General features: G+C 73.1%; 18 protein-coding genes. 12 read left to right on the forward strand and 6 right to left on the reverse strand.

Translation table 11 applies throughout. The annotated features are described in order from the left end of the window. Positions 1-5 precede the first annotated feature (5 nt). Positions 6-476, forward strand: coding sequence for a ribosomal protein S18-alanine N-acetyltransferase (gene rimI, locus ACZ6WH_RS25970; protein ID WP_469731380.1), 471 nt, complete (start codon positions 6-8; stop codon positions 474-476). Beyond that, complete coding sequence (tsaD, locus tag ACZ6WH_RS25975; protein WP_432855941.1) at positions 469-1,611, forward strand: tRNA (adenosine(37)-N6)-threonylcarbamoyltransferase complex transferase subunit TsaD; 1,143 nt, start codon at positions 469-471, stop codon at positions 1,609-1,611. Before rimI ends, tsaD begins: the two co-directional genes overlap by 8 nt. Here tsaD and ACZ6WH_RS25980 read toward each other — a convergent pair whose 3' ends face one another. Then, a complete protein-coding gene (locus ACZ6WH_RS25980; RefSeq protein ID WP_469731382.1) occupies positions 1,612-2,811 on the reverse strand; it encodes a THUMP-like domain-containing protein in 1,200 nt (399 codons plus the stop codon). Between the two features lie 275 nt (positions 2,812-3,086). Here ACZ6WH_RS25980 and groES point away from each other — a divergent pair, with 275 nt between their 5' ends. Together groES and groL are read left to right on the forward strand one after the other, a co-directional pair. After that, positions 3,087-3,395, forward strand: a complete 309-nt coding sequence (gene groES / locus ACZ6WH_RS25985) for a co-chaperone GroES (protein ID WP_019329594.1) — start codon at positions 3,087-3,089, stop codon at positions 3,393-3,395. Between the two features lie 132 nt (positions 3,396-3,527). Beyond that, positions 3,528-5,153 carry a chaperonin GroEL gene (gene groL / locus ACZ6WH_RS25990; protein ID WP_432855938.1) on the forward strand — a complete coding sequence of 542 codons (1,626 nt, stop codon included), beginning with the start codon at positions 3,528-3,530 and terminating at the stop codon, positions 5,151-5,153. A gap of 130 nt (positions 5,154-5,283) precedes the next feature. Here the strand turns inward: groL and ACZ6WH_RS25995 are convergent, their stop codons facing one another. After that, positions 5,284-6,057, reverse strand: a complete 774-nt coding sequence (locus tag ACZ6WH_RS25995) for an SDR family NAD(P)-dependent oxidoreductase (protein ID WP_469731039.1) — start codon at positions 6,055-6,057, stop codon at positions 5,284-5,286. 229 nt (positions 6,058-6,286) lie between these two features. Here ACZ6WH_RS25995 and ACZ6WH_RS26000 point away from each other — a divergent pair, with 229 nt between their 5' ends. Beyond that, complete coding sequence (locus ACZ6WH_RS26000) at positions 6,287-7,198, forward strand: LysR family transcriptional regulator (protein WP_432855931.1); 912 nt, start codon at positions 6,287-6,289, stop codon at positions 7,196-7,198. A gap of 98 nt (positions 7,199-7,296) precedes the next feature. Here the strand turns inward: ACZ6WH_RS26000 and ACZ6WH_RS26005 are convergent, their stop codons facing one another. Beyond that, entirely contained in the window at positions 7,297-7,626 is a 330-nt protein-coding gene (locus tag ACZ6WH_RS26005) for a WhiB family transcriptional regulator (RefSeq protein WP_361558327.1), read from the reverse strand. A gap of 389 nt (positions 7,627-8,015) precedes the next feature. Here ACZ6WH_RS26005 and ACZ6WH_RS26010 point away from each other — a divergent pair, with 389 nt between their 5' ends. The 4 genes from ACZ6WH_RS26010 to ACZ6WH_RS26025 all read left to right on the forward strand — a co-directional run bounded on the left by ACZ6WH_RS26010 (position 8,016) and on the right by ACZ6WH_RS26025 (position 12,461). Beyond that, on the forward strand, positions 8,016-8,627 hold the full coding sequence (locus ACZ6WH_RS26010) for a response regulator transcription factor (RefSeq protein ID WP_003948568.1): 612 nt from the start codon (positions 8,016-8,018) through the stop codon (positions 8,625-8,627). Positions 8,628-9,000: 373 nt separating this feature from the next. Next, a complete protein-coding gene (locus ACZ6WH_RS26015; RefSeq protein ID WP_030262963.1) occupies positions 9,001-9,576 on the forward strand; it encodes a sigma-70 family RNA polymerase sigma factor in 576 nt (191 codons plus the stop codon). 159 nt (positions 9,577-9,735) lie between these two features. Next, the gene (gene guaB / locus ACZ6WH_RS26020) at positions 9,736-11,235 is read left to right on the forward strand and encodes an IMP dehydrogenase (protein WP_469731042.1); all 1,500 of its coding nucleotides are present in this window, start codon (positions 9,736-9,738) and stop codon (positions 11,233-11,235) included. 116 nt (positions 11,236-11,351) lie between these two features. Beyond that, a complete protein-coding gene (locus tag ACZ6WH_RS26025) occupies positions 11,352-12,461 on the forward strand; it encodes a GuaB3 family IMP dehydrogenase-related protein (RefSeq protein ID WP_432855926.1) in 1,110 nt (369 codons plus the stop codon). Between the two features lie 66 nt (positions 12,462-12,527). Here the strand turns inward: ACZ6WH_RS26025 and ACZ6WH_RS26030 are convergent, their stop codons facing one another. Then, complete coding sequence (locus tag ACZ6WH_RS26030; RefSeq protein ID WP_469731043.1) at positions 12,528-13,778, reverse strand: nucleotide sugar dehydrogenase; 1,251 nt, start codon at positions 13,776-13,778, stop codon at positions 12,528-12,530. A gap of 209 nt (positions 13,779-13,987) precedes the next feature. Here ACZ6WH_RS26030 and ACZ6WH_RS26035 point away from each other — a divergent pair, with 209 nt between their 5' ends. Beyond that, entirely contained in the window at positions 13,988-15,694 is a 1,707-nt protein-coding gene (locus tag ACZ6WH_RS26035; RefSeq protein ID WP_469731045.1) for a glycerol-3-phosphate dehydrogenase/oxidase, read from the forward strand. Between the two features lie 124 nt (positions 15,695-15,818). Here ACZ6WH_RS26035 and ACZ6WH_RS26040 read toward each other — a convergent pair whose 3' ends face one another. Further along, positions 15,819-17,087, reverse strand: coding sequence for a serine hydrolase domain-containing protein (locus ACZ6WH_RS26040; RefSeq protein ID WP_469731384.1), 1,269 nt, complete (start codon positions 17,085-17,087; stop codon positions 15,819-15,821). Positions 17,088-17,332: 245 nt separating this feature from the next. On the opposite strand from ACZ6WH_RS26040, the gene ACZ6WH_RS26045 reads away from it, so the two are divergent. Further along, positions 17,333-19,204 (forward strand): serine/threonine-protein kinase, encoded by a 1,872-nt coding sequence (locus tag ACZ6WH_RS26045; RefSeq protein WP_469731047.1) that lies wholly within the window; start codon positions 17,333-17,335, stop codon positions 19,202-19,204. 265 nt (positions 19,205-19,469) lie between these two features. Continuing rightward, the gene (locus ACZ6WH_RS26050) at positions 19,470-22,922 is read left to right on the forward strand and encodes a serine/threonine-protein kinase (protein ID WP_469731049.1); all 3,453 of its coding nucleotides are present in this window, start codon (positions 19,470-19,472) and stop codon (positions 22,920-22,922) included. Here ACZ6WH_RS26050 and ACZ6WH_RS26055 read toward each other — a convergent pair. Then, positions 22,889-24,544, reverse strand: coding sequence for a class I adenylate-forming enzyme family protein (locus ACZ6WH_RS26055; RefSeq protein ID WP_469731051.1), 1,656 nt, complete (start codon positions 24,542-24,544; stop codon positions 22,889-22,891). The two genes, ACZ6WH_RS26050 and ACZ6WH_RS26055, sit on opposite strands and share 34 nt — an antisense overlap. Positions 24,545-24,630 lie beyond the last annotated feature (86 nt).

The raw sequence follows: 24,630 nt of genomic DNA on the forward strand, positions 1-24,630 counted from the left end.
GCGAGATGCGCTGGTGGGACATCGAGCCGGTGCTGGCGCTGGAGGAGGAGCTGTTCCCCGAGGACGCCTGGTCCCGGGGGATGTTCTGGTCCGAGCTGGCGCACTCCCGCGGGCGCGGCGCGAACCGCCACTACACCGTCGCCGAGCGGGACGGCCGGCTCGTCGGCTACGGCGGGCTCGCCGCCGTCGACGGCACCGGCGACGTCCAGACCATCGCCACGGCCCGCGACCAGTGGGGCTCCGGGCTGGGCGCCAGGCTCCTCACCGACCTGCTCACCGCCGCCACCGCCTTCGAGTGCCACGAAGTGCTGCTCGAAGTGCGCGTCGACAACCTCCGCGCCCAGCGGCTGTACGAACGCTTCGGCTTCGAGCCCATCGGCTTCCGCCGCGGCTACTACCAGCCGGGCAACGTCGACGCCCTGGTCATGCGCTACACCTCCGAATCCCTCGTACAAGGAACACCGATCAATGGCTGACGAACCGCTCGTCCTCGGCATCGAGACCTCCTGCGACGAAACCGGTGTCGGCATCGTCCGCGGGCACACCCTGCTGGCCGACGCGATCGCCTCCAGCGTCGACGAGCACGCCCGCTACGGCGGCGTCGTCCCCGAGGTCGCCTCGCGCGCCCACCTGGAGGCGATGGTCCCCACCATCCAGCGCGCCCTGAAGGACGCCGGCGTGGCCGCCTCCGACCTGGACGGCATCGCGGTCACGGCCGGGCCGGGCCTGGCCGGAGCGCTGCTCGTGGGCACCTCGGCGGCCAAGGCGTACGCGTACGCCCTCGGCAAGCCGCTGTACGGCGTCAACCACCTCGCCTCGCACATCTGCGTCGACCAGCTCGAACACGGTGCGCTGCCCGAGCCGACGATGGCGCTGCTGGTCTCCGGCGGCCACTCCTCGCTGCTGCTCGCGCCGGACATCACCTCCGACGTGCGGCCGCTCGGCTCGACGATCGACGACGCGGCGGGCGAGGCGTTCGACAAGGTCGCGCGGGTGCTGAACCTCGGCTTCCCCGGCGGCCCGGTCATCGACCGCATGGCGCGCGAGGGCGACCCGGAGGCGATCGCGTTCCCGCGCGGCCTGACCGGTTCGCGGGACCCGAAGTACGACTTCTCCTTCTCCGGCCTGAAGACCGCCGTGGCCCGCTGGATCGAGGCCAAGCGCGCGGCCGGCGAGGAGGTCCCGGTGGCCGACGTCTCGGCGTCGTTCCAGGAGGCCGTCGTGGACGTGCTGACGCGGAAGGCCGTACGGGCCTGCAAGGACCACGGCGTGGAGCACCTGATGATCGGCGGCGGCGTGGCGGCCAACTCGCGGCTGCGCGCGATGGCCGAGCGGCGCTGCGAGGACGCGGGCATCACGCTGCGCGTGCCGCGCCCGAAGCTGTGCACGGACAACGGCGCGATGGTCGCGGCCCTCGGCGCCGAGATGGTCGCGCGGAACCGGCCGCACTCCGCCTGGGAGCTGTCCGCCGACTCCTCCCTGCCGGTCACCGAGCCGCACGTCCCGGCCCCGGGCCACCAGCACCGGCACGGCGTCCCGCACTCCCACCACGGGCACGGTCACGGCCACGACCACGTGCACGAGGTCAGCAAGGACAACCTGTACTCGTGATCAGCCGCCGGCCGGCCGCGGCGCGGGCTGCCCGACGAGCATGGTCGGGGCGCCCGCGACGCGGGTGAGCAGGACCGTGGCCGCGTTCGGGCCGCGGAGCCTCACCTTGCGGCGGATCTCCTCCGGCTCGACGGCGGAGCCGCGCTTCTTGACCGTCAGCACGCCGATCTCGCGTTCACGAAGGAGCGACTTGAGTTTCTTCAGGTTGAACGGCAGCTCGTCGGTGATCTCGTAGGCGGCGGCGTACGGGGTGGGGCGCAGCTCGTCGGCGGTGACGTACGCGATGGTCTCGTCGATCAGCCCGCCGTCCAGCTCGGCGGCGGCCTCTGCGACCAGGTGGGCGCGGATGACGGCGCCGTCCGGCTCGTAGAGATAGCGGCCCACGGGGCGCACGGGCGGGTCGGGGAGCGGCGCCGTGGTGCTGAGCGAGGCGCCCGAGGGCAGCAGGGTGGCGCGTACGGAGCCGGGCTCGGTGCCGAACCAGAGGACGGCTTCCTTCACGTCGCCGCCGTCCGAGATCCACTCCGCCGCCGCGTCCTCGGGGATCGCCTCGTGCGGGATGCCGGGCGCGATCTTCAGCGCGGCGCGCGGGGCCTTGCGGGCCGCCTCGATGGCCCAGGAGAGCGGCGGGGAGTACGCCTCGGGGTCGAATACCCGGCCGCGGCCGCCGCGCCGCGCCGGGTCCACGAAGACCGCGTCGTACGGGCTCGTGTCGATCTCCGTGACGTCCGCGCAGCGCACCTCGATCAGGTCCGCGAGACCCAGTGCTTCGGCGTTCGCCCGCGCCACCTCCGCGGTCAGCGGGTCGCGGTCGACGGCCAGTACGGAGATGCCGGCCCGCGCGTACGCGAGCGCGTCGCCGCCGATGCCGCAGCACAGGTCGGCGACGGACCGTACGCCGAGCGCGGACAGGCGTGCCGCGCGGTGCACGGCCACGGTGCGGCGGGTGGACTGCTCGACGCCGTTCGGGGTGAAGAACATCCGGTACGCGTCCTCGGCGCCGAACTTCGCGACCGCGCGCTGCCGCAGCCGGGCCTGGCCGAGCGCCGCGGAGACCAGCTCGGCGGGGTGCTCGCGGCGCAGCCTGGTGGCGGTGGCGAGCTCCTGGGCGGGGTCGTGGTCGCGGAGGCCGGCCAGCAGGGTCCGGCCCTCGTCACTGAGCAGCGCGTGGAAGGCGTCGAGAGGGTTCACCCGGCCCATTCTGGGGCAGGTCACGAGACCGCCGTCCGGGCAGGCCACGGAACTCCCGCCGAGCCACGTTGGCACTCCGCTTGACCGAGTGCTAACCGCGTCATAGTCTCGGCGCTGGCACTCCCCGTTGGAGAGTGCCAAACAGCGAGCCGACCGGGCGCACGCCCGGGAAGCGAGCGAAAGCTACGCGCGACGGGCAGGTCCGGCACCCGCGACGACGGATCGACCTGGTCGCCACCTCAGACAGTTAACCCCGTGAGATCTCCGAAGGGGGAGGTCGGATCGTGACGACCGCCAGCTCCAAGGTTGCCATCAAGCCGCTCGAGGACCGCATTGTGGTCCAGCCGCTCGACGCCGAGCAGACCACGGCTTCGGGCCTGGTCATTCCGGACACTGCCAAGGAGAAGCCCCAGGAGGGCGTCGTCCTGGCCGTGGGCCCGGGCCGCTTCGAGGACGGCAACCGTCTTCCGCTCGACGTTTCCGTCGGCGACGTCGTGCTCTACAGCAAGTACGGCGGCACCGAGGTGAAGTACAACGGCGAGGAGTACCTCGTCCTCTCCGCCCGCGACGTTCTCGCGATCGTCGAGAAGTAGTCGCGGCGTCCGGGCTCACCTCGGACACCGGTACTGCACCCAGCTTTTCTGACCTGCGCCCCTGGTTCCCGCGTCTCACCACCCGGGGCAGGGGCGCAGTTCGTTGAGAGTACGACTAAGGACACGTAACTCATGGCGAAGATTCTGAAGTTCGACGAGGACGCCCGTCGCGCCCTCGAGCGCGGCGTCAACAAGCTTGCCGACACGGTCAAGGTGACGATCGGCCCCAAGGGCCGCAACGTCGTCATCGACAAGAAGTTCGGCGCCCCGACCATCACCAACGACGGTGTCACCATCGCCCGCGAGGTCGAGGTCGACGACCCGTACGAGAACCTCGGCGCCCAGCTGGTGAAGGAGGTGGCGACCAAGACCAACGACATCGCCGGTGACGGCACCACCACCGCCACCGTCCTGGCCCAGGCGCTGGTCCGCGAGGGTCTGCGCAACGTCGCCGCCGGTGCCTCCCCCGCCGCCCTGAAGAAGGGCATCGACGCCGCCGTCAAGGCCGTGTCCGACGACCTGCTCTCGACGGCCCGCCCGATCGACGAGAAGTCCGACATCGCCGCCGTCGCCGGCCTGTCCGCCCAGGACAAGCAGGTCGGCGAGCTCATCGCCGAGGCGATGGACAAGGTCGGCAAGGACGGTGTCATCACCGTCGAGGAGTCCAACACCTTCGGCCTGGAGCTGGACTTCACCGAGGGCATGGCCTTCGACAAGGGCTACCTCTCCCCGTACATGGTCACCGACCAGGAGCGGATGGAGGCCGTCCTCGAGGACCCGTACATCCTGATCCACCAGGGCAAGATCGGTTCGATCCAGGACCTGCTGCCGCTGCTGGAGAAGGTCATCCAGGCCGGCTCCTCCAAGCCGCTGCTGATCATCGCCGAGGACGTCGAGGGCGAGGCCCTGTCGACCCTGGTCGTGAACAAGATCCGTGGCACCTTCAACGCCGTCGCCGTGAAGGCCCCCGGCTTCGGTGACCGCCGCAAGGCGATGCTCGGCGACATGGCCACCCTCACCGGTGCGACCGTCATCGCCGAGGAGGTCGGCCTCAAGCTCGACCAGGCCGGTCTGGACGTGCTGGGCACCGCCCGCCGCGTGACCGTGACCAAGGACGACACCACCATCGTCGACGGTGGCGGCAACTCCGAGGACGTCGCGGGCCGCGTCAACCAGATCAAGGCCGAGATCGAGTCCACCGACTCGGACTGGGACCGCGAGAAGCTCCAGGAGCGCCTCGCCAAGCTCGCCGGTGGCGTCTGCGTCATCCGCGTGGGTGCGGCCACCGAGGTCGAGCTCAAGGAGAAGAAGCACCGTCTGGAGGACGCCATCTCCGCGACCCGCGCCGCGGTCGAGGAGGGCATCGTCTCCGGTGGTGGCTCCGCTCTGGTCCACGCCGTGAAGGTGCTGGAGGGCAACCTCGGCAAGGAGGGCGACGAGGCCACCGGTGTCGCCGTCGTCCGCCGCGCCGCCGTCGAGCCGCTGCGCTGGATCGCCGAGAACGCCGGTCTCGAGGGCTACGTCATCACCTCCAAGGTGGCCGAGCTCGACAAGGGCAACGGCTTCAACGCCGCCACCGGCGAGTACGGCGACCTGGTGAAGGCCGGCGTCATCGACCCGGTCAAGGTCACCCGCTCCGCCCTGGAGAACGCCGCCTCCATCGCCTCCCTGCTGCTCACGACCGAGACCCTGGTCGTCGAGAAGCCGGCCGAGGAGGAGCCCGAGGCCGGTGGCCACGGCCACGGCCACGCGCACTGATTCTGCGGCTGAACCGCCGCCGCTCTCGCGGACCTGGTTACTCGCCGCGGGGGTAACTCAAGCGGTGGTTGCGGTACGAACGGGCCCGGCATCCCTGAAGGGGTGCCGGGCCCGTCGCGTTTTCGCTTCCCTACTGCGGCCCGTACTTGCGGCCCGTGCGGGACGTGACGCCGCCCAGCAGGTTGCGCGGGGCGAGCTTCACCACGCCCATCAGCGCCTTGTACCGGGGGTCGGGGATGGACAGCGAACGGCCCCTGGCCAGGTCCTTCATCGCGGCGTCGACCAGGTTGTCGGCGCCCAGCCACATCCAGCCGGGGATGTTGTCCGTGCCCATGCCCGCGCGCTCGTGGAACTCGGTACGGACGAAGCCGGGGCACAGCGCCATCAGCCGCACCCCGCTCCCCGCCAGGTCGCGCGCCGCGCCCTGGGTGAACTGCACGACCCACGCCTTGCTCGCGCCGTAGGTCCCGCGCGGTACGAAGGCCGCGACCGAGGCGACGTTCACCACCCCGCCGCGCCGCCGCTCGCGCATCCCCTTCACCGCCGCCGACGTCAGCCGCAGCACCGCCTCGCAGTGCACCTTCAGCATCGTCAGCTCGTCGGCCATGGGGACTTCGAGGAACTCGCCCTTGTTGCCGAAGCCCGCGTTGTTCACGAGCAGGTCCACCGGGTGCTTGCGGTCGTCCAGCCGTTCCTCGACGGCCGTGATGCCCTCCTCCGTCGCCAGGTCGGCGACCAGCACCCCGACCTCGACGCCGTGCCGGTCGTGCAGTTCGGCCGCGTGATCGCGCAGCTTCTCTTCGTTACGGGCAACCAGCACCAGGTTGTGCCCGTCGGCCGCCAGCCGGCGCGCGAACGCCGCTCCGATGCCCGCCGTCGCTCCCGTGACCAATGCAGTCGTCATAAGAGAACGCTATCCGCCCGGAGCGGTCCCGCCCGCCCGGGCCGCGAGTCGTCAGGTGCGGTGTGCGGCAAGGGACCTCAGTGCCGGGCACCGATGCCATTCGGTCCATTGATGGTCGGTTTCACGACGAAAGGTCCGCCCGGAATGCCTGCCTCCTGCGGGCTTCGGCCGCTCCAAAGCGGTGACCGAATATTCCGACTGCGCCCCAAGTAGTGCTTATGCTTGAGGAATGATCGAGGCCCGTCATCTCCGTGTGCTGCGCGCCGTCGCGCGGACCGGCTCCTTCTCCGCCGCCGCACGGGAGCTCGGCTGCACCCAGCCCGCCGTCTCCCAGCAGATAAAGGCGCTGGAACAGTCGGCCGGCACGCCGCTGATCGTCCGCACCGGCCGTGAAATGCGTCTCACGGAGGCGGGCGAGGCCCTCGTACGGCACGCCGCCGGCATCCTCGCCGGGCTCACCGCCGCCGAGGAGGAGGTCGCCGCGATCGCCGGGCTGCGGGCCGGGCGGGTGCGGCTGGTGTCCTTCCCCTCGGGCAGCTCCACGCTGGTGCCGACCGCGCTGGCCGCGATGCGGTCCGCGCACCCCGGTACGGCGGTGTCGCTGGACGAGGCGGAGCCGCCGCGCTCCATCGAGATGCTGCGCGGCGGGGACTGCGAGATCGCGCTGGCCTTCCGCTACCCCGAAGTGCCGGGCGCCGACCCGGCCGCCGAGTCCGAGTGGGACGACCTGGTGGTCCGCCGGGTGCTCACGGACCGGCTGGTGGGACTCGTGCCCGAGCGGCACCGGTTCGCCGGCGTCGGCCGGGCCGGCTTCGCCGAGCTGGCCGAGGAGCCGTGGATCGCGGGCTGCCCGCGCTGCCGCCGGCACCTGGTCTCGGTGTGCGAGAACGCCGGTTTCACGCCGCGCATCGACTTCGCCACCGACGACTATCCGGCCGTGATCGGCCTGGTCGGCGCCGGGCTGGGCGTCGCCGCGCTCCCGGAGCTGGCGCTGTCCTCGGTACGGCCCAAGGGCGCGCGCACGATCCTGCTGGAGCCGGTCGTGCAGCGCGAGATCGTGGCCCTCACCCTCCCGGACCTGGCCCAGGTCCCGGCGGTGACGGCGATGCTCGACCAGCTGGCGGCCGCGGGCCGCCGCTGACCTGCCCCGCGTCGCTCGCCCGGCGGTACGGGAGGCCGCACCGCCGTGGGCGGCCGCAGTGGAGAAACGTTTCGTCTGTTCGGGTGTCGGGCCCGGCGTCAGCCGCCGGACATCGTCGCGTGCCCCGGGCCGCCCGCCGGCACCAGGCGGTGGCGGGCCCGGCCCATCAGCTCTTCCCTCTCGTCCTCGGTCAGTCCTCCCCAGACGCCGTAGGGCTCACGAACGGCCAGCGCATGCGCCGCGCACTCGGCGCGTACCGGACAGCGCATGCAGACCTCTTTCGCCGACGTCTCACGCGCGCTGCGGGCCGCACCGCGCTCGCCCTCGGGGTGGAAGAAGAGCGAACTGTCCACGCCGCGGCAGGCGGCGAGCAGTTGCCAGTCCCAGAGGTCTGCGTTCGGGCCCGGAAGGCGGGAGAAATCTGCCATTGCTAGTCCCCTCGAAGCGTGGCGGTATCGGGCTCCTGGTCAAGACCGTACATCTACCTTCTAAGTAGATGTAAATATGACTCTTCTCGAATCTTGCCCCAGAACCAAGAAACACGGAAGAAAAGTCACCAAACAGGGCAAAGCGGACTGCTTGCAGAAAGTGAGGCGCCAAGGGGCGCGGGTCTTGCTGCTGCGTGTCCGGCCCCTCACATAGAGTGTCGAAAACGGCTCCTCAGCCCGTAACTCTTTCGGGTGACCGTCGTTGAGAGTGCGGAAGCGGTTGACAGAGGGACTCCCCGGGCAGGTGTCCGAGGCCGTCAATCGCACAGGTGACGATACGTACCAGCCTGGAGGCACAACGTGACGCGCATCAGCTGCGGAGGACGGCCATGACTTCCGTCCTCGTCTGCGACGACTCCCCGCTTGCCCGAGAGGCGCTCCGTCGGGCGGTTGCGACCGTCCCCGGCGTCGAGCGCGTGACGACCGCGGCCAACGGCGAGGAAGTGCTCCGCCGCTGGGGTGCCGATCGCTCGGACCTGATTCTGATGGACGTACGCATGCCCGGCCTCGGCGGTGTCGAGACCGTGCGCCGGCTGCTGTCCGCCGATCCGGGCGCCCGGATCATCATGCTCACCGTCGCCGAGGACCTCGACGGGGTGGCGCTCGCCGTCGCCGCCGGCGCCCGCGGCTATCTGCACAAGGACGCCTCGCGCGCCGAGCTGCGCGCGACCGTCACCCAGGCGCTCGCCGACCCGACCTGGCGCCTCGCCCCGCGCCGGCTGCGGTCCGCCGAGATGGGTGCGGCCCCGACGCTCACCGCGCGGGAGATCCAGGTGCTGGAGGGCATGAGCCACGGGCGGTCCAACGCCGAGATCGGGCGCGAGCTGTTCCTCTCCGAGGACACGGTCAAGACGCATGCCCGACGGCTCTTCAAGAAGCTCGGCGCCTCCGACCGCGCGCACGCCGTGGCACTCGGCTTCCGCTGGGGCCTGGTCCGCTGAGCCGTCCGCCGCATGAGGGCACAGCGGGGCCGCGGCGCGCGCCGTCCTGACGGGGTGGCGCGTGCCACGGCCCCGCTCTGCCGCCGTCCGGCGCCGAAACCTCACGCGATGCCGCATGCTTGAGGTGTGACTCCTCCCCGGCTCCAGGGCCGGGGCTTCTCACTCGGCCAGAAGAGACCTCATGACGGACATGCCCCTGACGGTGCCGCGCGGCACCGGTGAACGCCGTGGGCGACGTCTCGGGTCCGGCATGGGCAACACCCGAAAGGGGGAGGCGTGGGACGTGAGTGCTGGCACACCGACGCATAACACTTCGGTGCACAACTACGGGGGCGATGCCGCGAACCGTGCGGCGTCAAGGCACCATGGACCGATGCGCGAGGACGGGACCCAGGAGATCGGCGGGCTCGTCGCACGTGCCGTCGAGGGGGACCGGCAGGCGACGCACGACCTCCTCGCCCACGTGCACCCGCTCGCCCTGCGCTACTGCCGTACGCGGCTCTCCAGGCTGCCCGGTGACGCGCGGCACTTCGTCGAGGACCTCGCGCAGGAGGTCTGCGTGGCGGTGCTCTGCGCGCTGCCGCGTTACCGCGACACCGGAAAGCCCTTCGAGGCGTTCGTCTTCGCCATCGCCGGTCACAAGGTCGCCGATCTGCAGCGGGCCGCGATGCGCGGCCCCGGCAGCACGGCCGTGCCCTCGGACGAGATGCCGGAGCAGCCGGACGACTCGCTCGGGCCCGAGGAGCGGGCGCTGCTCAGCAGCGACGCGGAGTGGGCCAAGAAGCTGCTGGCCAGCCTGCCGGAGAACCAGCGCGAGCTGGTGCTGCTGCGGGTGGCGGTCGGGCTGACGGCGGAGGAGACCGGGCAGATGCTGGGGATGTCGCCGGGTGCCGTACGGGTCGCGCAGCACCGCGCGCTCAGCCGGCTCCGGGCGCTCGCCGAACAGTAGGCGCCGCCGCTCCGCGTACGGAGCGGGGCGGCTTCGGCGCGCCCTGATCCGTACGTGTGAAGGTACAAAGAATGCGGGTGATCTTGCTCGTGGAATGAGCCACCGGTCATTCCCGTTAGCATGGACATCCGCACTGATCAAGGCCATTGGGAAGGTGTCATGACCAACGTCGACGGAGTGCCCGGAAAATTCGCGACACTCGGGCTGACCTACGACGATGTGCTGCTGCTGCCGGGCTCCTCGGACATGGCGCCCGACCAGATCGACACCTCCTCGTACATCTCGAAGAACGTCCGCGTGAACGTCCCGCTGCTGTCCGCGGCGATGGACAAGGTCACCGAGGCCCGGATGGCGATCGCCATGGCCCGTCAGGGCGGCGTCGGCGTGCTGCACCGCAACCTCTCCATCGAGGAGCAGGCCAACCACGTCGACCTGGTCAAGCGCTCCGAGTCCGGCATGGTCACGGACCCGATCACGGTGCACCCGGACGCGACCCTGGCCGAGGCCGACGACCTGTGCGCGCGCTTCCGCATCAGCGGCGTGCCGGTGACCGACGCTGCGGGCAAGCTGCTCGGCATCGTGACCAACCGAGACATGGCCTTCGAGAGCGACCGCGGCCGTCAGGTCCGTGACGTCATGACCCCGATGCCGCTGGTCACGGGCAAGGTCGGGATCTCCGGCGTGGACGCCATGGAGCTGCTCCGCCGCCACAAGATCGAGAAGCTGCCGCTGGTCGACGACTCGGGCATCCTCAAGGGCCTCATCACGGTCAAGGACTTCGTGAAGGCCGAGCAGTACCCGAACGCCGCGAAGGACTCCGAGGGCCGGCTGCTGGTCGGCGCCGCGGTCGGCGTCGCCGGTGACTCCTACGAGCGGGCCCAGGCGCTGATCGGGTCCGGCGTGGACTTCATCGTCGTGGACACCGCGCACGGCCACTCCCGGCTGGTCGGCGACATGGTCGCCAAGATCAAGTCGAACTCCTCCGTCGACGTGGTCGGCGGCAACGTCGCCACCCGTGACGGCGCCCAGGCGCTGATCGACGCCGGCGTGGACGGCATCAAGGTCGGCGTCGGCCCCGGCTCCATCTGCACCACCCGCGTGGTCGCCGGCATCGGCGTCCCGCAGGTCACCGCGATCTACGAGGCCTCGCTCGCCGCGAAGGAGGCCGGTGTCCCGGTCATCGGCGACGGCGGCCTCCAGTACAGCGGTGACATCGCGAAGGCCCTGGTCGCGGGCGCCGACACGGTCATGCTCGGCTCCCTCCTCGCCGGCTGCGAGGAGTCCCCGGGCGAGCTGATGTTCATCAACGGCAAGCAGTTCAAGTCCTACCGGGGCATGGGCTCGCTCGGCGCGATGCAGACCCGCGGCGACCGCAAGTCCTTCTCCAAGGACCGGTACTTCCAGGAGGGCGTCGCCTCCGACGAGAAGCTGGTGCCCGAGGGCATCGAGGGCCAGGTGCCCTACCGCGGCCCGCTCTCCTCGGTCGTCCACCAGCTCGCCGGCGGCCTGCGCCAGTCGATGTTCTACGTCGGCGGCCGCACGGTCCCGGAGCTCCAGGAGCGGGGCCGCTTCGTGCGGATCACCTCGGCGGGCCTCAAGGAGAGCCACCCGCACGACATCCAGATGACGGTCGAGGCACCGAACTACAACGCCCGCTGAGCGGGTAGGCCCGGTTCCGGGCCGCACGGTTGAGGGGGAGCCCGCGGACGCCCGTCCGCGGGCTCCTCAGCGTGTCGGGGATACTGGAACGGCAGACACAGAGGAAAGGCCACACAGTGACTGAGATCGAGATCGGGCGCGGCAAGCGCGGCCGCCGGGCGTACGCCTTCGACGACATCGCCGTCGTACCGAGTCGGCGCACCCGCGACCCGAAGGAGGTCTCGATCGCCTGGCAGATCGACGCCTACCGGTTCGAGCTGCCGTTCCTGGCCGCGCCGATGGACTCCGTGGTCTCCCCGGAGACCGCCATCCGCATCGGTGAGCTGGGCGGTCTGGGCGTGCTCAACCTGGAAGGCCTGTGGACCCGGTACGAGGACCCGGAGCCGCTGCTCGCGGAGATCGCGGAGCTGGACGAGCCCGCCGCGACCCGCCGCCTCCAGGAGATCTACGCCGCGCCGATCAAGGAAGAGCTGATCGGCCAGCGCATCAAGGAGGTGCGCGACTCCGGTGTGGTCACCGCCGCCGCGCTCTCCCCGCAGCGCACCGCCCAGTTCTCCAAGGCCGTCGTGGACGCGGGCGTGGACATCTTCGTGATCCGCGGCACCACCGTCTCGGCCGAGCACGTCTCCAGCGCCGCCGAGCCGCTGAACCTGAAGCAGTTCATCTACGAGCTGGACGTTCCGGTCATCGTCGGTGGCTGCGCGACCTACACCGCGGCACTGCACCTGATGCGTACCGGCGCGGCCGGCGTGCTGGTGGGCTTCGGCGGCGGCGCCGCGCACACCACCCGTAACGTCCTGGGCATCCAGGTCCCGATGGCCACCGCCGTCGCGGACGTCGCGGCCGCGCGCCGTGACTACATGGACGAGTCCGGCGGCCGCTACGTGCACGTGATCGCGGACGGCGGCGTGGGCTGGTCCGGCGACCTGCCCAAGGCCATCGCCTGCGGCGCTGACTCCGTGATGATGGGCTCCCCGCTGGCCCGTGCCACCGACGCGCCGGGCCGCGGCCACCACTGGGGCATGGAGGCCGTCCACGAGGACGTGCCGCGCGGCAAGCGCATGGACCTCGGTGCGGTCGGCACGACCGAGGAGGTGCTGCTCGGCCCGTCGCACACCCCGGACGGTTCGATGAACTTCTTCGGCGCGCTGCGCCGTGCGATGGCCACGACCGGCTACTCCGACCTGAAGGAGTTCCAGCGGGTCGAGGTCACGGTGACCGCCTGATACGCGCGTCTTCACGAGAGGGGTCCGGCCGCTGCGGCCGGACCCCTCTCGCATGCCCGCGGGCGTTCAGAGCCGGTACGCCGCCCCCGTGGGCGTCGCTCCCCGTGTGTCCAGCAGCAGCTGTGCCTTGACCGCCAGGCCCTGGAGGTCGTACGTGCGGTGGTGCTGGAGGAGCAGGGTGAGGTCGGCGCCGGAGGCGGCCTCGTAGAGGGAGTCCGCGCGGGGCACGGGGCGGCCGAGGACGCGCCACTGGGGGACGTGCGGGTCGTGGTACGTCAGGTGGGCGCCCAGCTCCAGCAGCCGGGCGGCGATCTCGCGGGCCGGTGAGCCCTCCTGGTCGGCGATGTCCGGCTTGTACGTGACGCCGAGGAGCAGGATGCGGGCGCCACGCGCCGACTTGCCGTGCTCGTTGAGGAGGGTGGCGCAGCGCTGGATGACGTACCGGGGCATCCGCCCGTTGACCTCCTGGGCGAGTTCGACCATGCGGAGCGGGTGGCCGCCGGACGTGCGGCCCCGGCCGGCGAGGCGGTGGGGGTCGACGGGGGCCGCGTGGCCGCCGACGCCGGGTCCGGGGCGGAAGGCCTGGAAGCCGAAGGGCTTGGTCTCGGCGCAGCGGATGACGTCCCAGAGGTCCACGTCGATGTCGTGGCAGAGCACGGCCATCTCGTTCATCAGGGCGATGTTGACGTGCCGGTAGTTGGTCTCCAGGAGGCCGGCGGTCTCGGCTTCCTTTGGCCCGCGGGCGCGGACGACCTTGTCGGTGAGCCGGCCGTAGAAGGCGGCGGCGGCTTCGGTGCAGGCGGGGGTGAGGCCGCCGATGACCTTCGGGGTGTTGGTGTGCCCGTAGCGGCGGTTGCCGGGGTCGTACCGGGCTGGGGAGCAGGCGAGGTGGAAGTCGCGCCCCGCGGTGAGGCCGGAGCCCGCTTCGAGGAGCGGCCGGAGGAATTCCTCGGTGGTACCGGGGTACCCCGCCGACTCAAGGATCACCGTGGTGTGGGGGCGCAGATGTGCGGCGAGGGTGCGGGCGGCGTCGGCCACCGCGCGCAGGTCCAGGGCGCGGTCCTCGCCGAGCGGGGTCGGGGCGCAGATGACCGCCGTACGGACCCGGCCGAGCGCGGCGGGGTCGGTGGTGGTGCGGAAGCCGGCGGTGAGCAGTCGGCGCACTTCGGTGGGGGAGAGCGGGCCGTCGGCGCCGAGCGCCGCGGCCGTGTGTGGTTCGGGGGCGTATCCGATGGTGCCGAGGCCGGCGGCGACGGCGGCCTGGGCGAGGGGGAGGCCGATGTGGCCGAGTCCGATGACGGCGAGGTCTGCGGGCATGCTGGCCGTCCTTCCCGAGCGATTCCAGGTGACGCATAAGTAGACTAAGCCGACATTTGACCCAGAATGGGGATTGGTGGATCAAGGGTGCGGAGTGGCGTCTTCCCACCCAGTCAGCGCGCGGAGGGTGGCTGGCCCCGCCGCCTCCGGACAGAATCGTCTACGGGGTGTGGCAGCGATCACAGCACCGACCGAAGCGGGAGGCAGTGGTGAGGACAGCGACACTGGGACCGGCCGAGCGCGCCGGAGCACTGGCACGGATGGCGGAACGCGAGCTGGACGTGCTGGTCATCGGCGGCGGCGTCGTCGGCGCCGGCACCGCTCTGGACGCGGTGACACGCGGACTGTCCACCGGCCTGGTCGAGGCGCGGGACTGGGCCTCGGGCACGTCATCGCGCTCCAGCAAGCTGATCCACGGAGGGCTGCGCTATCTGGAGATGCTGGACTTCGCGCTGGTACGGGAGGCGCTGAAGGAACGCGGGCTCCTGCTGGAGCGGATCGCGCCGCATCTGGTGAAGCCTGTGCCGTTCCTCTATCCGCTCCAGCACAAGGGCTGGGAGCGCTGGTACGCCGGGACCGGCGTGGCGATGTACGACGCGATGTCGCTCTCCTCCGGGCACGGCCGCGGGCTGCCGGCCCACCGCCATCTCACCCGCTCCGGCGCGCTGCGGGTCGCGCCCTGCCTGAAGAAGGACGCGCTGGTCGGCGCGTTGCAGTACTACGACGCCCAGATGGATGACGCCCGGTACGTCGCCAACATCGTGCGCACCGCGTCCGCGTACGGTGCCGCGGTCGCCAACCGGGCCCGGGTCATCGGCTTCCTCCGTGAGGGCGAGCGGGTGGTCGGCGCGCGGGTGCAGGACGTGGAGGCCGGCGGCGAGTACGAGGTGCGCGCCCGGCAGATCGTCAACGCCACGGGCGTATGGACCGACGACACCCAGGGGCTGATCAACGAGCGCGGCCAGTTCCACGTCCGCGCCTCCAAGGGCATCCACCTGGTCGTGCCGAAGGACCGCATCCACTCCACCACCGGGCTGATCCTGCGCACGGAGAAGAGCGTGCTGTTCGTCATCCCCTGGGGACGGCACTGGATCGTGGGCACCACCGACACCGACTGGGACCTGGACAAGGCGCACCCAGCCGCCTCCAGCGCCGACATCGACTACCTCCTGGAGCATGTGAACGCGGTCCTCGCGACCCCGCTGACCAGGGACGACGTCGAGGGCGTGTACGCGGGGCTGCGGCCGTTGCTGGCGGGTGAGTCGGACGCGACGAGCAAGCTGTCCCGCGAGCACACCGTCGCGCACCCCGTACCGGGCCTGGTCGTGGTCGCGGGCGGCAAGTACACGACGTACCGGGTCATGGCCAAGGACGCGGTGGACGAGGCGGTGCACGGCTTGGACCAGAGGGTCGCGGAGTGCGTCACCGAGGACGTCCCGCTGGTCGGCGCGGAGGGGTACAAGGCGCTGTGGAACGCGCGGGCGCACATCGCGGCGCGCACCGGCCTGCACGTCGCCCGTATAGAGCACCTGCTGAACCGCTACGGCTCGCTCGCCGAGGAGGTGCTGGCGCTGATCACCGAGGACCCGTCGCTCGGCGCGCCGCTGGCCGCCGCCGACGACTACCTCCGCGCCGAGGTCGTCTACGCCTGCACCCACGAGGGCGCCCGGCACCTGGACGACGTGCTGACCCGGCGCACCCGGATCTCCATCGAGACCTTCGACCGGGGCACCCGCAGCGCGCGCGAGGTCGCCGAGCTGATGGCGCCGGCGCTGGGCTGGGACCAGGACCAGGTCGACCGGGAGATCGAGCACTACGAGAAGCGCGTCGAGGCCGAGCGTGAGTCCCAGCGGCAGCCGGACGACCTGACGGCGGACGCGGCCCGGCTCGGCGCGCCGGACATCGTGCCGCGCTGAGCGATCGCCGGGCGCGGCGTCCGGTGGCGGGTGACCACCGGGCGCCGCGCCCGGCGTGCGGACTTCAGGTGCGCGGACTTCAGGTGCGCGGACGTCAGGCGTACGGACATCAGACGTGCGGACGTCAGGCGCGCGGGCAGAACTCCGCCGTCAGCAGGGTGCGGATGCGCTGGGGCGCGCCCGGCTGATCCGTGTTCAGCCGCAGGGTCAGCACGTGCCGTCCGTCCGGGGTGGCCGCCGTCTGCGCGTACGAGCCGTTGATGTCGCCGTCGTGGCCCCAGACCGTGACGCCGCACGGCAGCCGCGTGCCGTACAGGCCCAGCCCGTACGCCCCGTCCGTGTCCTCCTCGTCCCGCATCTGGGCGAGCTGACGGGGCGGCAGCAGCCGGCCGCCGAGCAGCGCCGCGAAGAAACGGTTCAGGTCGCCGAGCGTCGTGACCAGCTCGCCCGCCGCGCCCGCCCGGCTGGGGTCCAGCGTCGTACTGTCCACCCGCTCCGCCCCCACCTGTGAGTAGCCGCGCCCGTACGGCCGCGGCAGGCGCGGATCGGTCCCGGGAAAGGACGTGCCCGACAGGCCCAGCGGGGTGACGATCCGCCGCTGCGCCTCCGCGGCGTACGAGTGCCCGGTGACCGCCTCGATGATCTGCCCCAGTACGAGGTAGTTGGTGTTGGAGTAGGCGTACCGCGCGCCGGGCGCGTCCGCCGGGGCGTGCGACAGCGCGATCCGGAGCAGCTCGTCCGGGGTGTACGTGTCGTAGCGGTGGGCGGTGAAACCGGCGCCGTGCAGCTCCGCCGACAGCTCCGGGTCGGCGGTGTAGTTGTACAGGCCGCTGGTGTGGTCCAGCAGTTCGCGGACGGTGACGGAGCTCGGGTCCGTGGCGCCGGGCGCGAGACCGGGCAGCAGCCGGCCGACGGTGTCGTCCAGGGAGAGCCGGTGCTCGGCGGTCAGCTGGAGCACGACCGTGGCGATGAAGGTCTTGGTCAGGCTGCCGGCGCGGAAATGGTCGGCGGGGGTGATGCGCCGGTCGGTCCGCACGTCCGACACGCCCGCCGCGGTGAATCGCGAGGCCAACCGGCGTCCGTCACGGGTCGTCAGCGCGGCGGCCCCCGGGGCCTCGCCCGCGGCCAGCGCGCGGACCGCCCGGGCCGTCGCGGGCTTCGGCGGCCGCGCCGTGTGCCGCGGCTCGGCCGGCGGCCCGGGCGTGTGCCGGGTACGGGGCGGCGTGGCCCGGCCGGACGCGGATTCCCTCGGAGCGGGGCGCGGCGTACGGGCCGCGGGCGGCGGCGCGGCCGCGCCGGAGCCCGGCCGTGCCCCGGCGGGGGGCCGCGCGCCGGGCGCATCCGGCGCCGTGGTGTGCGCCGGGGCACGGTGGTGGGCGGCACATCCGGCCATGAGAAGCACGCCGAAGGCAGCCGTCAGCGCTGCCGCGCGGCTAAAATTCACGGATCGCAAGGTCAATCGGGACTCCCGGTCGTCGGGCCCATCATGACGGGTGCCCAGCGCGAACTCCTGCTGGACCCGGGCCTTCCCCACCGCCACGGATGAGGGAGAATGAAGGCTCTGCCAGGGTGGGTTGTCCGAGTTGGGGCAGTTTGGTGTTGAGGTTGCCAACTCGGCTGGATTGCAGAGGGGATTCAGTGGGCGACGAGGACGCCAAGAGCGCCAAGGACGGCGAGCCGGGCCGGCTGCTCGCCGGCCGTTACCGGCTGGCCGATGTCCTCGGCCGGGGCGGCATGGGGACGGTCTGGCGGGCGCGGGACGAGGTCCTCGGTCGCACGGTCGCGGTCAAGGAGCTGCGCTTCCCGGGCGGGGTCGAGGAGGACGAGAAGCGCCGCCTGATCACCCGCACGCTGCGCGAGGCGAAGGCGATCGCCAGGATCCGCAACAACGGCGCGGTCACGGTCTACGACGTGGTCGACGAGGACGACCGCCCCTGGATCGTCATGGAGCTGGTCGAGGGCCGCTCGCTCGCCGAGGTCATCCGCGACGACGGCGCGCTCACCCCGCGCCGCGCCGCCGAGGTCGGCCTCGCCGTCCTCGACGTGCTGTGCGCCGCGCACCGCGAGGGCATCCTGCACCGCGACGTGAAGCCGTCCAACGTCCTGATCGCCGAGGACGGCCGGGTCGTGCTCACCGACTTCGGCATCGCCCAGGTCGAGGGCGACCCCTCGGTCACCTCCACCGGCATGCTCGTCGGCGCGCCCTCGTACATCGCGCCGGAGCGCGCCCGTGGCCAGAAGCCCGGCCCGCCGTCCGACCTGTGGTCGCTGGGCGGCCTGCTGTACGCCTGTGTCGAGGGCGTGCCCCCGTACGACAAGGGTTCGGCGATCGCCACCCTGACCGCGGTGATGACCGAGCCGGTGGACCCGCCGAAGAACGCCGACGGGCTCGAGGAGGTCATCTACGGGCTGCTGGTGAAGGACCCGGCGCAGCGGCTGTCGGACGAGGCCGCCCGCGCGCTGCTGACGGACGCCGTCAACGCGCCCGAGGACACCGGTCCCAAGCCGCCCGAGAAGCCCGCCGAGGCGACGCGCATGATGGCGCTGCCGCCGAAGCCCGCGGCGCCGCCGAGACCGGCCGCCGCGTCCGCGGGCGCGGCCGCCGAGCCGGCCAGGGAGCGGATGCGCGGCGCCCTGAAGTCGGTGCGCAACGCCGCGACGGCCGCCGCCGCGACCCGTTCCGAGCCGGCGTCCGGTGGGGCGCCCGCGTCCGGCCGCGAGCCGGGGGGTGTCGGCCGGGCCTCGCTGACCGACGTCGTGCCGAAGCGCACGCTCGTCATCGTCGCGGTGGTCGCCGTCCTCGCGGTGCTCGGCACGGTGCTCGCCTTCGCGCTGAGCGGCGGGGACGACACGGGCAACAAGGGCGCGGCCGAGGGCGGGAAGAGCGCCGACGCGGCCCCCGCCTCCTCCGACGAGCCGAAGAACGACGGCAAGCCGAGCCCGGAGACCGGCAGCGCCTCGCCGGACGGGTCGGCGAGCAGCAAGCCGACGGGGGACGAGGACGAGCCGGACGAGGACGAGCCCGACGAGAACGAGAGCGACGGCAAGGACGTCCCGGCGGGCTTCGAGAACATCTCCAACGGCCGGTTCCACTTCTCGATGGCGATGCCGAAGGGATGGAAGCAGACCGCCACGGCGGGCCAGGGGTCGGGCGCCATATACAGCGCGTCCGGCGGCTTCCCGCGCATTCAGGTCGATTACAACCCCAAGCCGACGGACGACGCGGCGGCGGCCTGGCGGAGCCTGGAGCCCGCGGTGCGCGGCAGCAGCTCGGGCTACCAGCTCATCGGGATCAAGAAGGCCGACTGGCGGGACTACCCGACCGTCGCCGACTGGTCGTTCACCCGTGAGCAGCAAGGTCAGAAGGTGCGCGTGCTGAACCGCGGCTTCAAGGCCGACGGCGACCACGGCTACGCCATCATGCTCTCCTGCAAGGCGGGCACCTGGTCGGACAAGCAGTGCCGGCAGCTCCGGGAGACCGCCTTCCGCACCTTCGAGGTGAAGGACTGATCCCTCCTGTGAGGGACTGACCCTTCCGTTTCGCGTGTGACGCCGGTCCGCACCCGCCCCCATGGCAGAAAGCTGCCGGGGCGGGTGAGGACTGTTGCGCCGAGCGGTCCCCAGGCGCACCCGGGACACGTATCGTGGCACCGCATAGACCGTAGGCAGCCGTAAATCGGCAGTATTGCGACCGGAACTGACCACGGACCGCTCCGCCGGGGGGTAGGAACGGTCCGTCAGGTGGCCGCGGGATCGCGCGCACTGGGGAGGCGTCGTGGACGAGTACGCGGGGCGAGTGCTCGCCGAGCGTTACCGCCTTCCGGCGCCGCCGCCGGACGCGCCCGAACCGTCCCTGGTCCGCGCGCTGGACACGCACAGCGGCCAGGAGGTGCTGGTCCGTCAGGTCCCGCTCCCCGAGGTCGTGGACGCGGAGCTGGTCGACGAGTACGAGGCGGACGGCGGATACGGCGGGTACGGCCGGGCGTACGGCGACGGGGGTGGCAGCCGGGGCCGGCGTACGGGGCCGGGCGCGGGCGCCGGGCACGGCGCGGGTTCGCGGGCCGACCGCGATCCGTCCGACCCCGTGGTGCGGCGCGCCCTGGAGGCCGCGACGGCCGCCGCGCGCCTCCCCGACCACCCCCGGCTCGACCAGGTCTTCGACGTCTTCGCGCAGGACGGCAGCCTGTGGATCGTCAGCGAACGGATCTCCGCGCGGCCGCTGTCGGCGCTGCTCGCCGAGCGGACGCTGTCCCCGCACCGCGCGGCGGAGATCGCCGCCGACGTCCTCACCGCCCTGCGCGCCCTGCACGCGCACGGCTGGACGCACCGCAACATCACCCCGCGCACGGTCCTGGTGTGCGACGACGGCCGCGTCGTCCTCACCGGCCTGGCCGCCGGCGCCGCGGAAGAAGCCCTGTGCGGCTACGACCCGGTACCGCGTGAGTCGGCCCCGCACGAGTCGACCCCGCGCGAGTCGGCACCGCCCCCGGGCGCCGTCCACCCGGGAGTCGTACGGGAGTGGCGCGCGGGGGGCGCTCCTGCCGGCGGGGGCACGCCGGGGGCGAGCGGTCCTGCGGGCGCGGGGCTTGCGAGGGGGAGTTCGGGCGGTGCCGGTGGTCCGGGGGCTGCGGGCGGTGCCGGCGGTGCGGGCGGTTTCGGAGGCGCGGGTGAGGGCGCCGGCGCGGGCCGGGACGCGGGCGCGGGCGCTTCGGGGGGCGCGGGAGCATCCGAAGGTGCGGGCGCTGCCGGGGGCGCGGGCGCGTCCGGGGTGCCGGGGCCGCGGGTGTCGGCGGCGGAAGGGTCGGGACGCGGTGGGGTGACGCGGGCCGTGCCGGAGGCGGGGCAGCAGCCGGGGCATGAGCCGGGCCGTGGAGCCGAGGACGATCCGCGGCGGGCGCGGGCCGGGGCGATCGCCGCCTACCGGGCCGGGGCCAGGGCCGCGGCCGCACGTACCGCGCACGACGCGCACGCGGCGTACCGGCCCGACCGGGGCGGCGCCGCGCCCGAAGCCGGCCGTCCGCACGACCAGGATCCGGAACAGGGCCGGAGCCGGGAGGACGGGCAGCGGTCCGGCCCGTACGGGGATCATGTCGGGCCGGGCGGTGGACCGGGCGGCGAGCCGGGACCGGCGGCCCCCGGAAACGACCGGCCTGCGCAGGGCCGGCCCCCTCAGGGAAACCGTTCCGCCGCCCCGCAGGGCGCGCCCACCGCGCCGCCCGGAGCCCCTGCCGCCCAGCCGGGTGCGCTTCCGCCGGGTCCCCCCGGTGTACCGCAGCGCCGGCCGGGCCCGCCGGGGCAGCCTGCCGCGCCGCAGGGCCGTCCCGCCGGGGCTTCGCCCACGTCTCCGCAGCTGCCGCCCGGCCCGCCCGGGGTGCCGCAACCGGGGCAGCCGGGCGGCGACCGGCGGCAGGGGAACGGGACGCCGCCCGCCGCGCGGCAGCCGGCCCCGCCCGGCAGCGCCACGTACGGCGGCGGCCTGCCGGACCCGATGCGCCGACCCCAAGGCCGACCCCAGGGCGGTACGCACGCACTGCCCCCGGGCTCGACCACCCCGGGCGCCGGTCCCGCGGGCCCGCCCCCGCCACGTCCGGCCACCGGCACCGCGGGTACGCCTGTGCCACGTCCGGGCACCGGCCTCGGACCGGGCGCCGGCCCCGCGCCGGGCGCCGTTCCCGGTCCGCGCGCCGAGGTGCCGAACAGCTCGCGGCCGGGCACGGCCACCGGCGCGTACTCGGGCGGGTACTCCGGCACGGCCACCGGCGCGTATCCGGGCGGGTACTCCGGCGCGAACACCGGTGGGTACTCCGGGAGTGGGCCGGCGGCCGAGCGGGCGCGGCAGGCGCGGATCACCATGGTCGGCGCGGTCACCGAACGCTGGGCGCCCGAACAGGCGGGCCCCGTGCACGCCAACTGGCAGCTCGCGCCGCCCGTCGGGCCGGCCACCGACCTCTGGGCGCTCGGCGCCCTGCTGTTCCGCAGCGTGCAGGGCCATGCCCCGTACCCCGAGGACGGCGCCGCCGAACTGGTCCAGCTGGTGTGCTCACGCGCGCCCGCGCATGCCGAGGAGTGCGGTGCGCTGCGTCCGGTGGTCGAGTCGCTGCTGCGCCAGGACCCGACCGACCGGCCGGACTTCGAGGAGCTGCGTGGCTGGCTCAGCTCACTGGTCCGTACTGCCCCGGAGCCGGACGCCGGCCACGCCGTGGTGACCGTGCCGGCACTCGGGCCGAGCGGCGATCCGCGCCGGCTGCCGATCGTCCGGCGCCGCGGCGAGCTCGTGCGCCGCGGCCGGCACAAGAAGCCGCGTCCGGGCCGGGAGCGCCCGCACAAACCCGCGGCCCGCGCGGCGCGGCCCGCGCCGCCGCCTCCCGTGCGCTCCGCCCCCGCGCCCCCGCCACCCCCACCGCACCACTACGAAGGCTTCCGCGAGCACGACGGCGTTCGTGATCACGACGGCTTCCGTGACCACGACAGCCCTCGCGTCCCCGACCGCGGGCGGCAGCGGGAGCCGCAGCCGGACCGGGACCGCGCGCCCCGCGGCGGCCCCCGGCGGCTGGGCATGCTGCTGCTCGGCCTCGTCCTGCTGCTGGTCGTCGGGGCGGTGCTGATCGCCGTGCTGTTCCTGCCCGGGGCCGGCTCGGACGCGGGTGCCTCGGGGGGCGCGCGGAGCGCCGGCCCCAGCGGCGCCGCGACCGGCGCGCCCGCGCCCGACCCGGCGCGGTCGCAACCGGAGGGCACGGACTCCGGGAGCAGTCACTCGCAGACCACGGCCCCGGCCGGCCTCGCCGACGGCTTCGAGATGCGCGACGACCCCGAGGGCTTCCGGATCGCCGTGCACAAGGGCTGGCAGCGGCACGCCAGGAACGGCAAGGGCCAGGTGCGGTACACCAAGGGCGACTTCACGCTGATCGTGGTGCCGGGCCGGGACACCGCGAAGCGGTTCGGCTCCGACCCGATGGCGTACCAGCAGGACAAGGAGGCGGAGCTGGCGCCGTTCCGGGACGCGAGCTGGACTTCGACCTCGGGACTGCGGCGTACCGACGTCGGCCGTACGTCCATGGCCGAGGGCACGTTCACCTGGGGCGAGGACAGCGACGCCGCGACGTACGCGCGCAATCTGGCGCTGCTGGACGGCGGCCGCTACCACCTCGTGCTGGTCATCGGCCCGGACCGCGAGCGCGCCCAGGTGGACCGCTGCTACGAGCAGGCGTCCACGTCCTTCCGCCCCTGAGGGTCCTGCGCCTGAGGTTGCTTTTCCTGTAGCCGCTGCCCCTGAGGCGCGGAGCTTCCGCCGCCCGAGGGCACCGGACGAACCGGCACCCCGCCCGCGCCCGGCTGGCCGCCCGCGCCCGGCGTGAAGCGGGCGCGCAGCTCGCCCTTGAGCACTTTGCGCAGCGTCGCGCCGCGGGGAAGCGCGTCCACCACCTCGACCCGTTCGGGCACCTTGTGCGGGGCGAGTCCGCGCCCCCGCAGCCAGGCGCCCAGCGACTCCGGTGTCATCGTCCCGGCGCCGTCCCGCTGTTCGACGACCGCGCACACCAGCTCCCCGCGCCCGGCGTCCGGCAGCCCGATGACGGCCGCGTCCCGGAGGTCCGGATGGCGCTGGAGCAGGTCCTCGATCTCGCGCGCCGAGACGTTCTCGCCCTTGCGGATGATGATGTCCTTCAGCCGCCCGGTGACGACCAGATGCCCTTCGGGGGTGAGGTGCCCGAGGTCCCCGGTGGGCAGGAACCCGTCGGCGTCGAAGGGGTCGGGTTCACCGAGGTACCCCCGGCACACGGCAGGGCCCCGCAGCCGGATCTCCCCGTCGGGGCCGATGCGGATCTCCATGCCGGCCGGCGGGCGGCCGTCGGTCGTGGCCAGGTGCGCGTCGCTGTCCAGCGGGTCGCCCATCGTGACCATCGGGGCCTCGGTCAGCGCGTACCCGTGGGTGAGGGCGCACCCCAGCTCGCGGACGACGTCGTCGTACAGCCCGGGTGGTTTGGGCGCGCCGCCGCCCGCCAACAGGCGCAGCGCGGGAAGCAGCGGCCCGGCCGCGGACCGCTGCCGCTGTGCGTCGAGGAAGAGCTGGTAGAACGCGGTGGAGCCGCCGGCGACGGTGACGCCGTGCCGGCGGTACGCGGCGAGCGCTTCGGGGAGCGCGAAGTGTTCGAAGAGGACGGCCGGGATGCCGTGCCGGAGCAGCATCACGGTGTAGTCGGGGCCCGCGACATGGGCGTACGGGAACGCCATCGAGCCGACGTCGCGGGCGGTGAGGCGCAGCGCGCGCCCGAGGTCGGTGCCGGCCGTGAGCAGCGCGCGGTCGCAGTGGAGTACGCCCTTCGGGCCCGCGGTGGTGCCGGAGGTCCAGTAGATCCAGCGGGTCTCGCCGGCGTCGGCGGGCGGTGGCGGCAGCCGGCCGGGGTCCCCGTCGGGCAGCGCCGCGTACACGTCCAGGACGGTGAGCGGGCCGGGCAGTCGCTCGGCGGCGCGCCGGGCCATGGCGGTGTGGTCGACGCCGCGCCGGGTGCCGGGCGAGAGGAAGAACTCCGCGGCGGTGCGGCGCAGTACGTGGGCGACCTCGCGGTCCCGGTAGAGCGGCACGACCGGGCTCTGCACCGCGCCGATCCGGGCCAGCGCGAGGGTGACCAGGACCGTTTCGATGCGGGTCGGGAGCTGCCAGACGACCCGGCTGCCAGGGCGTACGCCCCGCGCGTACAGCCCGGCCGCGACCCTTTCCGCGCGGGCGTGCAGCGCGCCGAAGGTGAGGTGTACGTCGTCCTCGGGAGCGCCGTCCGCCTGGATGAGCGCGGTGGCGTCCGGGCTCCGTCCGGCGCGGTAGGTGACCAGGTCCCACAGCGTCTCGCCTGCCATCCGTCCTCCCGGGGCCGGTAGCTGACGTAGCGTCAGGTTCATTCGGGAGCGTAAGGGCTCGCACCTTGTCGGTCCAGGGGGCCGGG

The organism is Streptomyces sp. NPDC050806 (assembly GCF_055586425.1).

Bases quoted from the DNA above. Each gene is read 5' to 3' on its own strand.
- groL (WP_432855938.1), top strand. From the start codon at position 3,528: ATGGCGAAGATTCTGAAGTTCGACGAGGACGCCCGTCGCGCCCTCGAG.
- guaB (WP_469731042.1), top strand. From the start codon at position 9,736: ATGACCAACGTCGACGGAGTGCCCGGAAAATTCGCGACACTCGGGCTG.
- ACZ6WH_RS26055 (WP_469731051.1), bottom strand. From the start codon at position 24,544: ATGGCAGGCGAGACGCTGTGGGACCTGGTCACCTACCGCGCCGGACGG.
- ACZ6WH_RS25995 (WP_469731039.1), bottom strand. From the start codon at position 6,057: ATGACGACTGCATTGGTCACGGGAGCGACGGCGGGCATCGGAGCGGCG.
- ACZ6WH_RS26040 (WP_469731384.1), bottom strand. From the start codon at position 17,087: ATGGCCGGATGTGCCGCCCACCACCGTGCCCCGGCGCACACCACGGCG.
- ACZ6WH_RS26030 (WP_469731043.1), bottom strand. From the start codon at position 13,778: ATGCCCGCAGACCTCGCCGTCATCGGACTCGGCCACATCGGCCTCCCC.
- ACZ6WH_RS26005 (WP_361558327.1), bottom strand. From the start codon at position 7,626: ATGGCAGATTTCTCCCGCCTTCCGGGCCCGAACGCAGACCTCTGGGAC.
- rimI (WP_469731380.1), top strand. From the start codon at position 6: ATGCGCTGGTGGGACATCGAGCCGGTGCTGGCGCTGGAGGAGGAGCTG.
- ACZ6WH_RS26010 (WP_003948568.1), top strand. From the start codon at position 8,016: ATGACTTCCGTCCTCGTCTGCGACGACTCCCCGCTTGCCCGAGAGGCG.
- tsaD (WP_432855941.1), top strand. From the start codon at position 469: ATGGCTGACGAACCGCTCGTCCTCGGCATCGAGACCTCCTGCGACGAA.
- ACZ6WH_RS26015 (WP_030262963.1), top strand. From the start codon at position 9,001: ATGCGCGAGGACGGGACCCAGGAGATCGGCGGGCTCGTCGCACGTGCC.
- ACZ6WH_RS25980 (WP_469731382.1), bottom strand. From the start codon at position 2,811: ATGGGCCGGGTGAACCCTCTCGACGCCTTCCACGCGCTGCTCAGTGAC.
- ACZ6WH_RS26000 (WP_432855931.1), top strand. From the start codon at position 6,287: ATGATCGAGGCCCGTCATCTCCGTGTGCTGCGCGCCGTCGCGCGGACC.